The sequence below is a fragment of the Nocardia sp. FBN12 genome (assembly GCF_054031145.1).
The window spans coordinates 404,252-420,054 of sequence record NZ_CM132926.1; the positions used below are offsets into that span (position 1 = coordinate 404,252).

Consider the following 15,803-nt stretch of genomic DNA (forward strand, 5'->3'; position numbering starts at 1 on the left):
TGGCGAACGGCTCCGTTCACGGCCGGTGTGACGGTGTGTGCGCGGGCTGGAACTGACCCGCGTTGCGCTGGTCCTCCGCCCTGATCACGTGGGTCACCGCGTTGATCAGGGCCAGGTGGGTGAATGCCTGAGGGAAGTTGCCCAGGTGGCGCCCGGTGCGCGAGTCGATCTCCTCGGCGTAGAGGCGTAGCGGACTGGCCAGTCCGAGCAGCCGCTCGCACAGATTGGTTGCCCGTTCGAGTTCGCCGATTTCCACCAGCGCGGAGACCAGCCAGAACGAACAGATCGTGAACGTCCCCTCCTCGCCCTCGAGGCCGTCGTCGGTGGTCTCGGTGCGGTAGCGCAGCACCAGCCCGTTGACGGTGAGGTGGTCGGCGATGGCCAGCACCGTCGCGCGGATGCGCGGGTCGTCGGGCGGCAGGAAACGGGTCAGCACCACCAGCAGCAGTGAGGCGTCGAGAGTGTCGCCACCGTAGGTCTGGGTGAAGACGCCGTCGGCGCTGACACCGAATTCGAGGACGTCGTCGCGGATCTCCTCCGCGATCTCGAACCACTCGGCCGCGCGCTCGTGCTGGCCGTGCAGTTGCGCCAACCGCGCACCGCGATCCAGCGCCACCCAGCACATCACCTTCGACGAGGTGAAGTTCTGCGGTTCGCCGCGCACCTCCCAGATCCCGCGATCGGGCTTGCGCCAGTTCGCGATCGCGGCGTGCACGGTGCGTTCGAGCAAGGGCCACAACGACTCCGGCACCTGCCCGCGCGACTTCACGTGCAGGTACACCGCGTCGAGCATGGTGCCCCAGATGTCGTGCTGATCCTGGTCGTAGGCGGCGTTGCCGATGCGGACCGGGCGCGCGCCGTCGTAGCCGGACAGATTCGGCAGCTCGTATTCGGTGATGTGGCGTTCGCCGCCGATCCCGTAGAGCACCTGCAGGGGGAGCGCGTCGCCGTTCTCACCGGTGGTGACGTCGTCGAGGAAGGCGAAGAAGTCGTTGGCCTCACGGTCCAAGCCGAGGGTGTACAGGCCCCACAGCGCGAAACTCGCGTCGCGCACCCAGGTGTAGCGGTAGTCCCAGTTACGTTCTCCGCCAGGGGTTTCCGGCAGCGAGGTGGTGGAGGCGGCGAGCAGTGCGCCCGTCGGCGCGTAAGTGAGACCCTTGAGGGTGAGCGCACTGCGTTGCAGGTAGCTGCGCCATGGATGATCCGGGAAGTCGCCCTGGGTGATCCAGCGTCGCCAGCATTCGGCGGTCGCCCACATCTTCTGGGCCGCCTCGTCGAAGGTAGCTGGCGCGGGCAGTTCCGACCAGGTGAGCGCGACGAACACCTGGTCGCCCTCGGCCATTCTGGTGCGGGCTCGCGCCTCTCTGCCTTCCAAGCCGAGTCGCAGGTCGGTGGTGAGAACCAGCGACGGCGCGACATCCGGATCGCTCGACGCCCGTGCGGTCGCCTGCTCGTAGACCTTGCCGGTGTACTCCCATGTCGCGCCGCCCTGGTGGTAGTCGAACGAGGGCTGGCAGCTCATCTCCAGTTCGACCGTGCCGCTCACGCACTTGACCGTGCGCAGCAGCACGTGTTCGGCATCCCAGTCCATCGGGGTGCGGCGGTGGGTCTTGGACCGGGCGATGTTGTTGTGCCACGGGCCGAGTACGAGCGCGTCGCGCACGATCAGCCAGCCGGTTTCGGTCTGCCAGGTGGTTTCCAGGATCATCCCGCCCGGCAGATACCGCCGCGCCGCCGGCACATTCTTGCCGTAGGGGCCGATCCGGAAATGGCCTGCGCTGCGGTCGAGGACCGCGCCGAAGATACTGGGGGAGTCGGGGCGTGGCACACACATCCACTCGACCGAACCGCTACTGGCGATCAGGCAGCTGGATTCACAGTCGGACAGGAAGGCGTAGTCGTCGATCGGCGGAAAGGCGCCGCGACGGCCGCTGGAGGAGACCGGACTCAGAATCGGCAGGCTGTCGCTGGAAGACTCCATACCCAATGATCACGGCGCTGCGGGCGCGCGTCCACCGCTGCGGGCGCGATCCCGGCGGATCCGCTGGTCGTGGGCGGGGAATTCGCCTGTGCCGGTGCGGGCGAAGAGGGGCCGCGAGGGCAGCGACTAGGCTGGGCGGCGTGCAACGGATCGCAGGTTGGTGGGACGGGTTCGAACTCTGGGTAGCTGGGCTGCCCTTTATTCCGCAGTTCCTCGTGGTGCTGGTCGGGATGGTTCCGATCAGCTTCGCGATCGCCTTCCTGCTCGATCGAGGCTTGCGGGTGGTCTTCCGGGTGCTGCGCCGGGACGAGCGTGCTGAACCGATGCCGGTCGTCGCCGAACGTCCGAGCGTGGGAAGCGGTGTCCGCTGATGCCACGGTCTCGCGTTCAGCTGGCGCTGGTGGGCTTGCTCGTTCTGGTTGTGATCGCCTGGTTTTTCACGCGGTGACCGGCGCGAGCACTGACCCGCGCCGGCACAGCAGCTAGTTCTTGCGCCAGTCGTCGAAGCGTTTGCCCAGGTCGGATACTGTGCGGCCGACTTCTTGCCCGACGGTGCTCACCGCGGAGCCGACGTCGCGGCCGAGGTCACGGACGGTGCGGACCAGCAGGTCTTCGGATTGGTCGAACGACTCGCGGTAGTGGCGTGCGGCGTCTTTGACCTCGTCGCTGATTCGCGCGTTCTTGTCGTGTTCGCGGCGGGGGTAGCTACCGCCGAGGACGCGTTCGTAGTCTCCCGATTGGATCCAGCGGCGGAGTTCGGCCGCGCGCAGCACCGAGAACGGGTGCGATTGCAGTTCCAGGTTGAGGAGCTTGAGGACGCCGTCGCGCAGGTCGCCCGAGCGCATGTAGTCGTCGGCCTGATCGAGGAAGGCGCCGTGGTTCATCTCGTGCAGCCAAGCACCGCCGGCGGTTTTCATGTGCACGCGCACCGAGGCCTCGACGTCCTGGCAGCAGAGCAGGCCCGCGCGGTCGCCGGACAGTTCCGACTTGCGGCTCCACTCCATCAGGGCCGCGACGATCGCGCGCAGGGCCCAGCCGCCGACCGGCATCCAGCCGACCGACGCCGACAGGCGCATCAGGTGCATGAGCATCGTGCGATAGACCGCGTGCCCGGACAGGGCGTGACCGAGTTCGTGGCCGACGACGAACCGCAACTCCTCGGTGTCCATCAGTTCGAGCAGGCCGGTGGTGACCACGATGAACGGCTTGTCCATCCCGATCGTGAACGCGTTCACCGACGGGTCCTGCAGCACGAACATCTCCGGCGTCGACTGGGCGTCGAGCACGCCGACGCAGTCCGCGCGCAACTCGTGCAGCGTGCGGAACTGGCGGTCGTCGACCCGTACGGCGGTCGCCAGGTACATCAACCGGTGCTGACGCTCCCGGAGCAAGCCCGACAGCGCGCGCAGCACCGTGTCGAAGCCGCTCAGCGAGCGCAGTGCCACGAGTGCGGTGCGGTCGGCCGGGTGTTCCCAAGCGCGCGTGCTGATCTCCGGAAAACGCGTGCGAACCCGGTCTGGAGCCATGGTCATAGGATGAAATCCCCCCTGGTTAGAGAACTCTCGTCGATTGCGATCATCATGTCCCAATCTGCTACAGTCTGCCTGTGTCGTCGAGTGTCGCTCCGCAGATCCGCCATGAGTTGGCGTTGATCGCTGTCGGCAACCTCGCGGTCGCAGACATTCTCTGTCGGTGATCGGCCACCGGACTCGTCTGCGCTCCTCTGCCCAGTAGACTGGCGCGCGCTTTCCTTTCGCAGTCGTAGTCCGTCACCCCGGGGGCCATCGGGCCCGAGTCGCGCCAACTGTCGTGCATCCGCCACGGCAGGTCTACCGATCGACACGAGCGTTCCCTGCCCGCACGAAAGCCGTTGCGCCGCAGGTCCTTTCCCGAAAGGTTCACCCCGATGTCTCGCAATACCTGGATCGGCTCGCGCCGCCGCGCCGCCGCCATCGCCCTCACCGCCGTCGCCGCGCTCGCGCTGACCGCTTGCGGCGGTGGCGCCAGCGACTCGACCGACGGAGAAGCGACCGCCGACGGCAGCGGGGGCACCCTCAACCTCTACGCCTACGCCGTGCCGAAGCCGGGCTTCGACAAGATCGTGCCCGAGTTCAACAAGACCGAAGCGGGCACCGGCGTGCAGGTCCAAGCCTCCTACGGCGCCTCGGGCGACCAATCGCGCAAGGTCAAGGACGGCGCAGAGGCCGACGTCGTGAACTTCTCGGTCGAACCCGACATCACCCGCCTCGTCGACGCGGGCCTGGTCGAGGACAGCTGGAACGCCGACGCCACCAAGGGCATCCCCTTCGGCTCGGTCGTCACCCTCGTGGTCCGCAAGGGCAACCCCAAGGGCATCAAGGACTGGGACGACCTGCTGAAGCCGGGTGTCGAGGTCGTCACCCCGAACCCGTTCAGCTCGGGCTCGGCCAAGTGGAACCTGCTCGCCCCCTACGCCGCCAAGAGCGACGGCGGCAAGAACCAGCAGGCCGGTCTGGACTACCTGGCGCAGCTGATCTCGCCCGAGCACGTGAAGGTGCAGCCGAAGTCGGGCCGCGAAGCCACCGAGACCTTCCTGCAGGGCACCGGTGACGTGCTGCTGAGCTACGAGAACGAGGCCATCTTCTCCGAGCGCAACGGCGACCCGATCGAGCACATCAACCCGCCGACCACCTTCAAGATCGAGAACCCGGTCGCGGTGCTGAAGAACTCCAAGAACCTGGCCAAGGCCACCGCGTTCCGCGACTTCCTCTTCACCGCAGAGGGCCAGAAGGCGTGGGCGCAGGCCGGTTTCCGTCCGGTCGACCCCGAGGTCGCCGCCGAGTTCGCCGCCGACTTCCCGACCCCGGCCAAGCTGTGGACCATCGACGACCTCGGTGGCTGGAAGGCCGTCGACAAGGATCTGTTCGCGCAGGGCACCGGCAAGGTCGCCGTCATCTACGACCAGGCAACCAAGTAGTCGGTGACCCGGCTCACACGCGATACTGGACAACTGTGACTGACAGCAGTGGGCCCGCCGGGGCCGGGGACACCCCCGATCCCGGCGGCCCTGGCAAACCTGAAAAACGCAAGCCCGCGGGCCGACGCTGGTCGTGGCTGCGTGTCACCGGCTCGGTCGGTCCCTTCGGCATCGGCGTCGCCGTGATGTGGCTCAGCATCATCGTGCTGCTGCCGCTGGCCGCACTCACCGTCAGCTCCTTCGAGGACGGCTGGTCCGGTTTCTGGGACGCGGTCACCGCGCCCTCGGCGCTCGACTCGCTGAAGGTGACGATCGGCGTCTCGGTGATCGTCGCCGTGATCAATGTCGGGATGGGCACCCTGATCGCCTGGGTGCTGGTGCGCGACGAGTTCCCCGGCAAGGGCATCGTCAACGCGTTGATCGACCTCCCGTTCGCGCTGCCGACGATCGTCGCCTCGATCGTGCTGCTCTCGCTCTACGGCCCGAACAGCCCGTTCGACATCCACCTCAACGCCACGCAGCCCGGTCTGGTGGTGGCGCTCGCGTTCGTCACGCTGCCGTTCGTGGTGCGCTCGGTGCAGCCGGTGCTGATCGAGGTCGACAAGGAAGTCGAGCAGGCCTCGCTCTCGCTCGGTGCGAGCAACTGGATCACCTTCCGCCGCATCGTGCTCCCCACCCTGGCGCCCGCGATCATCTCCGGCGGCGGCCTCGCCTTCGCCAGGGCGATCGGCGAATACGGCTCGGTGGTGCTGATCGGTGGCAACATCCCGCGCGAGACGCAGATGACCTCGCAGTACATCCAGCAGCAGATCGAGGTCGACCGGCCGATCAACGCCGCCGCGGTGTCGGTGGCGCTGCTGGTGATCTCGTTCGTCAGCCTGCTCGTGCTGCGGATCCTCGCCGAACGTTCATCGCGTAAGGAAGAGGCGGCCCGATGAAACTGTCCGCGTTCACCAGGATCTCGCTGCGCACGGTCGCACTCGGCTACCTGCTGATCCTGCTGGTGCTGCCGCTGGTGATCATCCTGCTGCGCACGTTCGAGCGGGGGATCGGCGCGTTCATCGACTCGATCAGCACGCCCGCGGCCATCTCGGCGTTCCAGCTGTCGATGCTCATCGTGGTCATCGTGGTGCCGTTGAACGTAGTGTTCGGCGTGGTCACGGCGCTGGCCCTGGTCCGGAGCAAGTTCCCCGGCCGCAGTCTGATGCAGGGCATCGTCGACCTGCCGTTCGCGGTGTCGCCGGTCGTCGTCGGTGTGTCGCTGATCCTGCTGTGGGGCGCGGGCGGCTGGTTCGGCGGGCTGGAATCACTCGGATTCAAGGTGATCTTCAGCCTGCCCGGCATGGTGATCGCGACCATCTTCGTCACGCTGCCGTTCGTGGTGCGCGAGGTGGAGCCGGTGCTGCACGAGATCGGCGACGATCAGGAGCAGGCCGCGGCCACCCTCGGCGCCTCGCGTTGGCAGACCTTCTGGCGAATCACCCTGCCCGCCATCCGCTGGGGCCTGACCTACGGCGTCGTGCTCACCGTGGCCCGCGCGCTGGGCGAATTCGGCGCGGTGATCATGGTCTCCACCGCCCTACCCGGAAAATCCCAGACGCTGACCCTGCTGGTGCACGGCCGTTATATCAACGACCACAACACCTTCGGCGCCTACAGCGCGGCCACCCTGCTGATGGGTATGGCGCTGATCGTCCTCCTCCTGATGACTCTCCTCGAACGCAAGCGGGGCACCGAATGATCACCGTGACCAACGCGCGCAAGAACTACGGTTCCTTCGCCGCCCTCGACGATGTCAGCATCGACATCCCCTCCGGCGAGCTCACCGCGCTGCTCGGCCCGTCCGGTTCGGGCAAGTCGACGCTGCTGCGCTCGATCGCCGGGCTGGAATCGCTCGACTCGGGCGTGGTGATGATCGCGGGCAACGACGTGACCCACGTGGCGCCCCAGAAGCGCGACATCGGCTTCGTGTTCCAGCACTACGCCGCGTTCAAGCACATGACCGTGCGCGACAACGTCGCCTTCGGCCTGACCATCCGCAAGCGGCCGAAGAAGGAAATCGAGAAGCGCGTCGACGAACTGCTCGGCATCGTCGGCCTCGACGGTTTCCAGCACCGCTACCCGGCGCAGCTCTCGGGCGGTCAGCGTCAGCGCATGGCACTGGCCCGCGCGCTCGCCGTCGACCCGCAGGTACTGCTGCTGGACGAGCCGTTCGGCGCGCTCGACGCCAAGGTGCGCACCGATCTGCGCCAGTGGCTGCGCCGGCTGCACGACGAGGTCCACGTGACCACCGTGCTGGTCACCCACGACCAGGAGGAGGCCCTGGACGTGGCCGACCGGATCGCGGTGATGAACAAGGGCCGCATCGAGCAGGTCGGTTCGCCCGAGGAGGTCTACGACCGGCCCGCCAACGAGTTCGTGATGTCGTTCCTCGGCGCGGTCGCCCGGCTCAACGGTCACCTGGTCCGCCCGCATGACATCCGCGTCGGGCGCGATCCGAGCATGGCGATGGCCGAACACGAGGGCACCGCCGAATCGGCGGGGGTCACCAGGGCCACGGTCGAGCGAATCGTGCGCCTCGGTTTCGAGGTGCGCCTGGAATTGCGCAATGCCGCGACCGGCGACCAGTTCGCCGCCCAGGTCACCCGCGGCGACGCGGCGGCCCTGCGCCTGGCCGAGGGCGAGACGGTCTACGCCCGCGCGACCCGGATCCCGGACCTGCCACTGACCTGATCGACGCAGGTGAAGGCCCCGTGACTCATCGTCGCGGGGCTTTTGCTGTTTCTGTGGCGAGAAGATTCGCCGGCCTCACCGCACCTCGACCTCGACTGTGTATGACGCAGCGTCACAGGTAGAGGCGTTTTTACTGGTGAGTAGCTTTTCGGCGAGGTATTTCGACGCGCCGAACACGCGAAAGCGCGTGGTCCGCAGAGTTGACGTGACTCTCTGTAGGTGTAACTATTGGAAACAGTAAACGTCCCTAGAGGAGAGGCAGTGACGACGATGTCTGCGCCCACCACCCCTGACGTCGATCCTGTAGTCGCAGAGGCTCAGGCGTACGCCGAGAAGTTGCTGATGCTGTCCGAGGCATCGGTCGATCGCCACTTCGACCCGTTCGAGGACATCGACTGGGACGCCCCCGACTTCGATCCGAACTGCAAGCCCGAGCGCTGGGTCCTGGTGACCTCGGCCGACCCCATCGGCCGCCACCCCTGGTACCAGGCGCTGCCGTTGGAGAAGAAGATCGAGATCGGCAAGGTCCGTCAGGCCAATGTCGCCAAGGTCGGTCTGCAGTTCGAGGCCATCCTGATCGTCGGCATGATGCAGCACATCTTCAACCTGAAGAACAACGACCCGGAATTCCGGTACTGCTCGCACGAGATGATCGAAGAGCACAACCACACCCTGATGTTCCAGGAGATGGTGAACCGCGTCGCCGACGTGCCGGGCATGAACCCGCTGGTGCGTCAGTTGCGCCACCTGGTCTCCCCGGTCGGCGCCCTGATGCCGAACCTGTTCTTCATGGCCGTGCTCGCCGGCGAGGAGCCGATCGACCACATCCAGAAGGACATCCTGCGCTCGGGCGACGACATCCACCCGATCATGCGCGGCGTGATGGCGATCCACGTGGCAGAGGAAGCTCGCCACATCTCCTTCGCTCACGAGTTCCTCAAGAAGAACGTGCCCGCGCAGCGCTCGTTCAACAAGTTCGTGCTGTCGATCGCCATGCCGACCATCATGTTCATTCTCGGCCGGGCCATCGCGACCCCGCCGAAGACGTTCTTCAAGCAGTTCGACATGCCCGCCGACGTGCGCAAGGAGCTGTTCTACGGCTCCAAGGAGGCCAAGCAGGTCTTCGCCGACTACTTCATCGACGTGCGCGCGCTCGCCGAGGAGATCGGTGTGATGAACCCGGTCTCGCGGCTGGTGTGGAAGATGTTCGGCATCGACGGACCGTCGAGCCGCTACCGCTCGGAGCCCAAGCGCTCCGCCAAGCACGCCGCCTGAGACGATAGCAATATGCCATATGTTGTCACCCAGTCATGCTGTAGTGACGCCTCGTGCGTCTACGCATGCCCGGTCAACTGCATTCATCCCACCCCGGATGAGCCGGATTTCCGTACCGCGGAGATGCTCTACGTCGATCCGGCGGCGTGCGTGGACTGTGGCGCCTGTGCCACCGCGTGCCCCGTCGATGCCATCACCTCGTCGAAGAAGCTGACCGACGAGCAGAAGCCGTTCATCGAGATCAACGCCGACTTCTACCGCGTGCAGCGCGACCGGCCGACGTTGGCCGCACCGGTGATGCCGCCCGCGATCGACACCCAGCGCTCCCCGCTGCGGGTCGCGATCGTGGGGTCGGGCCCGTCGGCGATGTACGCCGCCGACGAGCTGCTCACCCAGCCCGGCGTCGCGGTCACGATGTTCGACCGGCTGCCGCAGGCCTACGGTCTGGCGCGCCTCGGCGTGGCACCCGATCACAAGCACACGCGTAAGGTCGCCGACCTGTTCGACATCATGTCGAAGCAGGACGACTTCGGTACCTACCTCGATGTCGAGATCGGCAAGCACATCAGCCACGCCGAGCTGCTCGAGCACTTCCACGGTGTGATCTACGCCGTGGGCGCGTCCTCGGATCGCAAGCTGAACATTCCGGGCGAAGGTCTGGCGGGCAATGTGTCGGCCACCGACTTCGTCGCCTGGTACAACGGCCATCCCGACCACGCCGACGACACCTTCGACCTGAACCAGAAGCGCGTCGTCATCGTCGGCAACGGCAACGTCGCCCTCGACGTCGCCCGCATCCTGACCGTCGATCCGGCCCTGCTCGCCGACACCGACATCGCGCCGTACGCGCTGAAGGCATTGCGCGAGAGCAAGATCGAGGAGGTCGTGATCCTCGGCCGTCGTGGCCCGGCGGAGTCGGCGTTCACGGTGCCCGAGTTCGTCGGCCTGCTCGCCGCCGATATCGACATCGCGATCGAGGGCGAACTGCCCGCGGTCACGCCCGATCTGCCGTACAAGGTCGAGCAGAAGCTGCGCCTGCTGCACAGCGTCGCGAACCGCCCGTTCGGTGCGCGCAAGCGCATCGTGTTCCGATACCTGTCCTCGCCGGTGGAAATCGTCGGTACCGACACGGTGACCGGGGTGCGGGTCGAGCGCAACGAGCTCGTCACCGACGCCGAAGGCCGGGTGGCCGCGACGCCGACCGGCGACACCGCGCTGCTCGAGGCCGGTGTCGTGCTCACCTCGGTCGGTTACCGCGGCGTGCCTACCGCGGATCTGCCGTTCGACGACGCTCGTGCGGTGATCCCGAACGACGCGGGCCGGGTGCTCACCGCGCCCGGCGGCGAGGTCTTCCCCGGTACGTATGTCACCGGCTGGATCAAGCGCGGTCCGACCGGCTTCATCGGGACCAACAAGTCGTGTGCGCAGGAGACCGTGCAGCAGCTCGCCGACGATTTCAACGGTGGCAAGCTGCGTGCGCCCGCGCGCGACGCGTCCGAGTTCGACCGACTCGTGCGAGCCCGTCGCCCGCAAGCTGTGGCCGGCGGTGCCGCGGTGCCACGGGAACGCTCCGTGAAGCGGCTGTTCGCTCGCGGCTGATCGAAAATCGAAGGCCCGCAACGTCACTGGGAGACGTTGCGGGCATTCGCTATTTCTACTGTGCGGTGAAGCCGCCGTCTGTGGTGATGGAAGCACCGGTGACGAAGGACGCCTCACGGCTGAGCAGGAACGCGCACACCGCGGCGACCTCGTCGGGCTGTGCGATCCGCCCCATCGGGTGCAGCGCGGCGATGGCCGCCTCGCCCTCGGGCGTCGCGCCCATCGACGCGCGGAAGGCCGGTGTGTCGACCGCGCCGGAGATCAGCGCGTTGACTCGCACACCCGTGGTCGCCGTCTCCAGCGCCACCGACTTGGTCAGTCCGACGACGGCGTGCTTGGCCGCCGCGTAGGGGGCAACCTGTGCCATGCCGACCACGCCGAGGTTGGAGGCGTTGTTCAGGATCGCGCCGCCCCCCGAGGCCATGATCGCGGGCACCTGGTGGCGCAGACCGTAGAAGACGCCGTTGAGGTTGAGTTCCATGTCGGCGCGCCAGGCGTCGTCGTCGATCTCGGCGATCGGTCCGAAAGCGTTGATCGCGCCCGCGTTGTTGAAAGCCGCGTCCAGGCGACCGTATTCGGTGAGCGCGGCCTGGGTCAGTCGTTCGACATCGGCGTCGATCGTGACATCGGTCGCGACGAACAGCGCTCGCCCGCCTGCCGCTCTGATCTGCTCGGCGACCTGCTCACCCTGATCCTTGCCGCGGGACCCGAGGACGACCGCGGCACCCTCGGACGCGACCCGGAGCGCGACCGCCCTGCCGATACCGGACCCTGCGCCGGTGATGAGAACGACCTGGTCGGCGAATCGAGTGGACATGTGTAGTGCCTTCTTTCCCTTGGGGTTTCGGAGCTCGGAGTCGGTGTCTCTCCGCTCTTTCAGTCAACCGGCGGGGGTAGGCCCGTGCTGGCGGGAATCGGCCGCCGCGTTGATGCGTCATCAAAAGTGGGCCAACTTCGATATGGAGGAATGTAATTCGGCGTCAGTGAAATCGTGTTGGTAGTAAATGAATTGGTTACCGGTCGGTAAGTGCGTCGAATGGCCGAGATAACAAACTCCAAGAATGTATTCAATGGGGGCTGTGTCCGATTACTCGCAGGTAGCTGCTTCTCGGAGTCTGTGAATCGCCGTGGTGACGTTCAGGGGGGTGGATATTCCGTCTTCAACCACCTCACCTGCGCGAATAGCGTTGTGGTGACCCATGGTTGCGGGTTTCGTATCAATCGGGCAGCAATTCGCCGACGTGCCAGTTAATCTAGGCGAGCTGTTTGGAAGACGACCGCGGCCACATGGTGCGCTCGCGTGCTGGACGTGGTCACGGTGCGTTGACGGGATAGCAAAAAACATGACCAGAGGTCTGGGCTTGAGTATCGGTGTGGCCAATGCGATTTCGGCGGTAGTCGCCGACGATCCGGCCAAACCGGCGGTGCGCACACGACGCACCGCACTGACATTCGACGAGGCGGGTAGGCCCCGCATCGGCGCCATCAACGAGTTCGCCTCGGCGATCACGGATTTCGCGGATCTCACCCGCGAACCGGAGCCGATGGTGATGGGTGGCCGATTCTATTCGGCGACCAACCTGATCGCCGCGGTGGTCACCGGTCTGATCGAGCTGGCCGAAACACCGGCCGGGATCGTGTTGACCTATCCCGCGGTCTATACCGATAAACAGGTCTCATTACTTGGCCAGGCCCTGCACCTCGCAGGCGCCGGTGAGGTGCTGCTCGTACCCGAACCGGTCGCCGCCGCGGAATGGCTGGAGATCGATCGCGGCCCGCTGGAGCCGGGTTTCGTGCTCGTCTACGACCTCGGCGCCACCAGCCTCGACCTCACCGTGCTGCGCGTCGGCCCCGACTGGCCGCACCACCCGATGGTCGGAACCCCCACGCGGTCCAGCGATTTCGGTGGCAAGCCGCTCGGTGAGATGGTCGCCAGGTACGCCGGCGAACCGGGGCAGGGGCGCGCGACGCAGACGCTCACCTCCATGGTGAACATCGACGCGCTGCGCGCCGAACACATCCGCGACACCTTCCCGCTGGTCAGCAAGAGCGTGGCGGCGGCGGGCCTGCGGCTGGCCGACCTGTCGCGCATCCTCGTGGTCGGCGGTGCCTCGCGCCCACCCGAAGTCGCTCGCACCCTCGCCGAACTCGGCGTTCCGCTCGTCACCGTCGCCGACCCCGGACAGGTGATCGCCGCGGGCGCAGCGGGTTTGGCGGCGCGTACCTTCGCGCCCGAGGAGCAGAGCAGCGGGCCGGTGCCGCACGTCGCGGTGTTCTCCAGCGCGGCAGTCGTTTCCGCGCTCGCCATGTCGGCGATGACGGTGTTCGGCAGCCCCTTCGATCCCGGCTTGATGCCGGTCCTCGACCGTTTCCCCGTCCTCGCCGTGCCTGCCGACGCACTGCTCTACGACATGAGCGCCGACCTTCTCGCCGCCCGAACGGCCGGTCTGATCAGCGAGGTCGACCCGGTCAGCGGGAGCATCCGGGTCGCCGGTGTGGCCGCGGCTCGCAGCGCGTACGAGAATTTCATCGCCCCCGCGACGGCGCCCGGCGGCAAGTCCCGCCCCGGTGGGTACGCCGGTGCGGGTGCCGACCGTGGCGGTCCCGGCCACCAGGACGTCCGCAACGACTGCAAGTCGCCTGTCCTCGCCCGCACCACGTACGGCGACCCGGCCCGCTTCATCAACCCCCTACCCTTCGGCCAGCCGGCCGCCCAGCCCCAGAACACGCCGACCAATCCTGGCGCCCCCGAACTCCCCCATGGCGGCCCGATCTCGGCCCCCGGCCCTGATGCGCCGGGCACCCCCGGCGCCACTGACCCCGCCACGCTTCCCGCCGCAGGCACCGCGCCCGCGCCGGGCACGGCACCCACGGATGGCACATCCGCACCGGCCGGTGGCACCACCACTCCCACCGGCGGGACCTCGGCCCCGAGCACGGGCGGCGTCTCCATCGATATCGGGGGATCTGCCCCCACCGGTGGAACCGGCACTGGTACAACACCTTCCGATACGGGTACTTCCGGCGGCTCAGGCGGAACCACGACCGGTGGAACCACCGGCGGCGGATCGACCGGTGGTGGAACCTCCGGCGGCACAGACACTTCCGGTGGTGCGACGGGCGGCACATCGGGTGGTGGTGCTTCGACCGGCGGCAGCGGCGGTGGCGCGTCCAGCGGTGGTACCTCGGGTGGTGCGTCCGGCGGCGGCGACGGCGGTGCGTCCGGTGGCGGTTCCGACAGCGGCGCCTCCGGTGGTGCTTCGGGTGGCTCGACAGGCGGCGGCGCTTCGGGTGGCGGCGCAACCGGTGGTGGAACATCGGGCGGCGGAGCTTCCTCCGGTGGTGCGTCGGGCGGCACATCCTCCGGCGGCAGCACTTCCGGTGGTGCTTCCTCAGGCGGTGGCACGTCATCCGGTGGATCGGACAGTGGCGCATCCTCCGGCGGCGCATCCTCCGGCGGCGCCTCGTCCGGTGGTGCTTCGTCAGGCGGCTCGGGTGGAGCATCCTCGGGTGGGTCGGGTGGCGGCGGAGGTGGTGGCGGCGGCGGAGGAGGTTCTCGCCGCTGACCGATGGTGTCGGCGCCCCGACATCGTGGAATTCCGGCGCTCACCGCGGAATTTCGGCACGGCGGACCCACCCGGGGGCCGCGGAGGCCTACGCCGAGGAACAGGCCCAGCTCGAGCGCGAAGCGAGCTCCCGTGGCATGGTCGCGCCGTGGTACAGCCCGTGGAAGCTGGAACCGCGGGTCGGTGGCGATCTAGATTTCGGATGACATCGCCGAACGTTCGCAACCAGCGTGCTGGTGGCGAGCAGTGCGTCGATGTCATCACCGGGCGCGATCGCCGGGCCGATGTGCCACGTCGAGCCCGGGTGTCCGCGGATGGCGCCGGTGGTGAATCGGGCGTGAGTGTCGGTGGGGGCGGGCACAATAGGGCGGTGGCTGAAGTTGGGGGAGCGCCGAAGCTGATCGCGCTCGATGTGGATGGGACCCTGCTGGCGACGGGGTTCGAGATCAGCGCGCGGGTGGGCGCGGCGGTACGGGCGGCGGTGTCGGCGGGAGCGCACGTGGTGGTGACCACCGGGCGAACCCTGCTCGCCACGCGCCCGGTTCTGGGCGAGCTCGGGCTGTCGGAGGGACATGCGTTGTGTTCCAACGGCGCTGTGCACATCGACGTGGCGCGCGGCGAGCCGGTCGCGGTCCAATCGTTCGACCCGGGCCCGGCCGTGCTCGCGTTGCGCGCGCTGTTCCCGGCGATGGTCTTCGCCGCGGAACGAGTGGGCGTCGGCACCTGGGCAACCGGACACGGACCGGGGGAGTTCTCGATCGGCGACTTCCAGCTCGTCGACCATCGCAAGCTGAGCAGTGTGCCGACGCCGCGCCTCAACGGCTGGTGGCCCGACGGCACTCCCGATGAAATGCTGCGCCTGCTCCAAACGTTCGACGTTCCGGATGCGTCCTGGGTACACGGCGAGTACGGGCCCTGGCTCACCGTCTCCCGCCGTGGTGTGTCCAAAGGCTGGGCGCTGGAACAACTTCGGCACCTCCTCGGCGTCGAGGCCCATGAGACCCTGGCCATCGGCGACGGCTTCAACGACCGCGAAATGTTGCGCTGGGCAGCGCATTCGGTCGCGATGGCCGGGTCGCCCGCCGAGGTGCTCGCGCTGGCCGACGAAGTGACCGGCCACGTCGACGAGGACGGTGTCGCCACCGTCCTCGAACGCTGGTTCGCCTGAGCCTCAGACAGCGATCGTGGCGGCTACCGGTGCAGACCTCGGCGGAGGCTGAGCGTCGCCCCCATCCGTCGTCGCCCGAATCTGCGCCGGCTGGCTCGATCAGCTGGACGCCGCTGCGGTCATCGCGACGTAGTGCGGGTTCGCCATGATCCCGAGGACATTGCCGAACGGATCCAGCACCGCCGCGGTCGCGAAACCCGCACCGTCGCCGCGTTCGGTGATCGGCTCGTACTCGGTGGCGCCCAACTCGAGCAATCGGGCGAAGGTGGCCGCGAGATCGTCGACCTGCCAGAACACCACGCCACCCCCGCCCGGCGCGTTGCGCGCGCCAGCCGGGGCGTACGCGCGATTGATGATGCCGAGCTCGGCCTGCAACGGCCCGAGCCGAAACTCGTAGTACCCGCCCGGAACCTCGTAATACGGTGCGATGCCGAGGAATTCGGTGTACCAGTCCTTGGCGGCGGTGAGGTCGTCGGCGTAGTAGGTGGTGGTGGCCATTCCGCGCAGCATGTCTGCTCCATTCGG

14 protein-coding genes are annotated in these 15,803 nt (G+C 67.5%); 10 read left to right on the forward strand and 4 right to left on the reverse strand.

The features are described from left to right. Positions 1-16: 16 nt before the first annotated feature. Positions 17-1,981, reverse strand: coding sequence for a glycoside hydrolase family 15 protein (locus ACWZHB_RS02175; RefSeq protein ID WP_427906263.1), 1,965 nt, complete (start codon positions 1,979-1,981; stop codon positions 17-19). 140 nt (positions 1,982-2,121) lie between these two features. Here ACWZHB_RS02175 and ACWZHB_RS02180 point away from each other — a divergent pair, with 140 nt between their 5' ends. After that, the gene (locus ACWZHB_RS02180; RefSeq protein ID WP_427906264.1) at positions 2,122-2,352 is read left to right on the forward strand and encodes a hypothetical protein; all 231 of its coding nucleotides are present in this window, start codon (positions 2,122-2,124) and stop codon (positions 2,350-2,352) included. A gap of 111 nt (positions 2,353-2,463) precedes the next feature. On the opposite strand, the gene ACWZHB_RS02185 is transcribed toward ACWZHB_RS02180, so the two are convergent. Then, on the reverse strand, positions 2,464-3,513 hold the full coding sequence (locus tag ACWZHB_RS02185) for a M48 family metallopeptidase (protein WP_427906265.1): 1,050 nt from the start codon (positions 3,511-3,513) through the stop codon (positions 2,464-2,466). A 74-nt stretch (positions 3,514-3,587) separates the two neighbouring features. Between ACWZHB_RS02185 and ACWZHB_RS02190 the strand changes: the two genes are divergently transcribed. From ACWZHB_RS02190 to ACWZHB_RS02220, 7 genes are all read left to right on the forward strand, one after another. After that, the gene (locus tag ACWZHB_RS02190) at positions 3,588-3,677 is read left to right on the forward strand and encodes an Ms4533A family Cys-rich leader peptide (RefSeq protein ID WP_019045829.1); all 90 of its coding nucleotides are present in this window, start codon (positions 3,588-3,590) and stop codon (positions 3,675-3,677) included. Between the two features lie 210 nt (positions 3,678-3,887). Further along, positions 3,888-4,937 carry a sulfate ABC transporter substrate-binding protein gene (locus tag ACWZHB_RS02195; RefSeq protein WP_427906266.1) on the forward strand — a complete coding sequence of 350 codons (1,050 nt, stop codon included), beginning with the start codon at positions 3,888-3,890 and terminating at the stop codon, positions 4,935-4,937. A gap of 137 nt (positions 4,938-5,074) precedes the next feature. Beyond that, the gene (cysT, locus tag ACWZHB_RS02200) at positions 5,075-5,875 is read left to right on the forward strand and encodes a sulfate ABC transporter permease subunit CysT (protein WP_427909051.1); all 801 of its coding nucleotides are present in this window, start codon (positions 5,075-5,077) and stop codon (positions 5,873-5,875) included. Next, positions 5,872-6,678: a sulfate ABC transporter permease subunit CysW gene (gene cysW / locus ACWZHB_RS02205; protein ID WP_427906267.1), complete on the forward strand. Its 807-nt coding sequence runs from the start codon at positions 5,872-5,874 to the stop codon at positions 6,676-6,678. The genes cysT and cysW overlap by 4 nt, the downstream gene beginning before the upstream one ends. Beyond that, complete coding sequence (locus ACWZHB_RS02210; protein ID WP_427906268.1) at positions 6,675-7,670, forward strand: sulfate/molybdate ABC transporter ATP-binding protein; 996 nt, start codon at positions 6,675-6,677, stop codon at positions 7,668-7,670. The genes cysW and ACWZHB_RS02210 overlap by 4 nt, the downstream gene beginning before the upstream one ends. Before the next feature lie 270 nt (positions 7,671-7,940). Then, positions 7,941-8,945 carry an AurF N-oxygenase family protein gene (locus tag ACWZHB_RS02215; protein WP_427909052.1) on the forward strand — a complete coding sequence of 335 codons (1,005 nt, stop codon included), beginning with the start codon at positions 7,941-7,943 and terminating at the stop codon, positions 8,943-8,945. A gap of 12 nt (positions 8,946-8,957) precedes the next feature. Beyond that, complete coding sequence (locus tag ACWZHB_RS02220; RefSeq protein WP_427906269.1) at positions 8,958-10,544, forward strand: FAD-dependent oxidoreductase; 1,587 nt, start codon at positions 8,958-8,960, stop codon at positions 10,542-10,544. A 55-nt stretch (positions 10,545-10,599) separates the two neighbouring features. Here the strand turns inward: ACWZHB_RS02220 and ACWZHB_RS02225 are convergent, their stop codons facing one another. Next, on the reverse strand, positions 10,600-11,361 hold the full coding sequence (locus ACWZHB_RS02225; RefSeq protein ID WP_427906270.1) for a glucose 1-dehydrogenase: 762 nt from the start codon (positions 11,359-11,361) through the stop codon (positions 10,600-10,602). Between the two features lie 526 nt (positions 11,362-11,887). Between ACWZHB_RS02225 and ACWZHB_RS02230 the strand changes: the two genes are divergently transcribed. Together ACWZHB_RS02230 and ACWZHB_RS02235 are read left to right on the forward strand one after the other, a co-directional pair. Continuing rightward, positions 11,888-14,110 carry an Hsp70 family protein gene (locus tag ACWZHB_RS02230; protein ID WP_427906271.1) on the forward strand — a complete coding sequence of 741 codons (2,223 nt, stop codon included), beginning with the start codon at positions 11,888-11,890 and terminating at the stop codon, positions 14,108-14,110. 370 nt (positions 14,111-14,480) lie between these two features. After that, positions 14,481-15,278, forward strand: coding sequence for an HAD family hydrolase (locus tag ACWZHB_RS02235; RefSeq protein ID WP_427906272.1), 798 nt, complete (start codon positions 14,481-14,483; stop codon positions 15,276-15,278). 99 nt (positions 15,279-15,377) lie between these two features. Here ACWZHB_RS02235 and ACWZHB_RS02240 read toward each other — a convergent pair whose 3' ends face one another. Next, the gene (locus ACWZHB_RS02240; protein WP_427906273.1) at positions 15,378-15,788 is read right to left on the reverse strand and encodes a VOC family protein; all 411 of its coding nucleotides are present in this window, start codon (positions 15,786-15,788) and stop codon (positions 15,378-15,380) included. Positions 15,789-15,803 lie beyond the last annotated feature (15 nt).

Coding starts and splice junctions, on each gene's coding strand:
- ACWZHB_RS02195 (WP_427906266.1), top strand. CDS start 3,888: ATGTCTCGCAATACCTGGATCGGCTCGCGCCGCCGCGCCGCCGCCATC.
- ACWZHB_RS02240 (WP_427906273.1), bottom strand. CDS start 15,788: ATGCTGCGCGGAATGGCCACCACCACCTACTACGCCGACGACCTCACC.
- ACWZHB_RS02225 (WP_427906270.1), bottom strand. CDS start 11,361: ATGTCCACTCGATTCGCCGACCAGGTCGTTCTCATCACCGGCGCAGGG.
- ACWZHB_RS02220 (WP_427906269.1), top strand. CDS start 8,958: ATGCCATATGTTGTCACCCAGTCATGCTGTAGTGACGCCTCGTGCGTC.
- cysW (WP_427906267.1), top strand. CDS start 5,872: ATGAAACTGTCCGCGTTCACCAGGATCTCGCTGCGCACGGTCGCACTC.
- ACWZHB_RS02210 (WP_427906268.1), top strand. CDS start 6,675: ATGATCACCGTGACCAACGCGCGCAAGAACTACGGTTCCTTCGCCGCC.
- ACWZHB_RS02175 (WP_427906263.1), bottom strand. CDS start 1,981: ATGGAGTCTTCCAGCGACAGCCTGCCGATTCTGAGTCCGGTCTCCTCC.
- ACWZHB_RS02185 (WP_427906265.1), bottom strand. CDS start 3,513: ATGACCATGGCTCCAGACCGGGTTCGCACGCGTTTTCCGGAGATCAGC.
- ACWZHB_RS02215 (WP_427909052.1), top strand. CDS start 7,941: ATGTCTGCGCCCACCACCCCTGACGTCGATCCTGTAGTCGCAGAGGCT.
- ACWZHB_RS02230 (WP_427906271.1), top strand. CDS start 11,888: ATGACCAGAGGTCTGGGCTTGAGTATCGGTGTGGCCAATGCGATTTCG.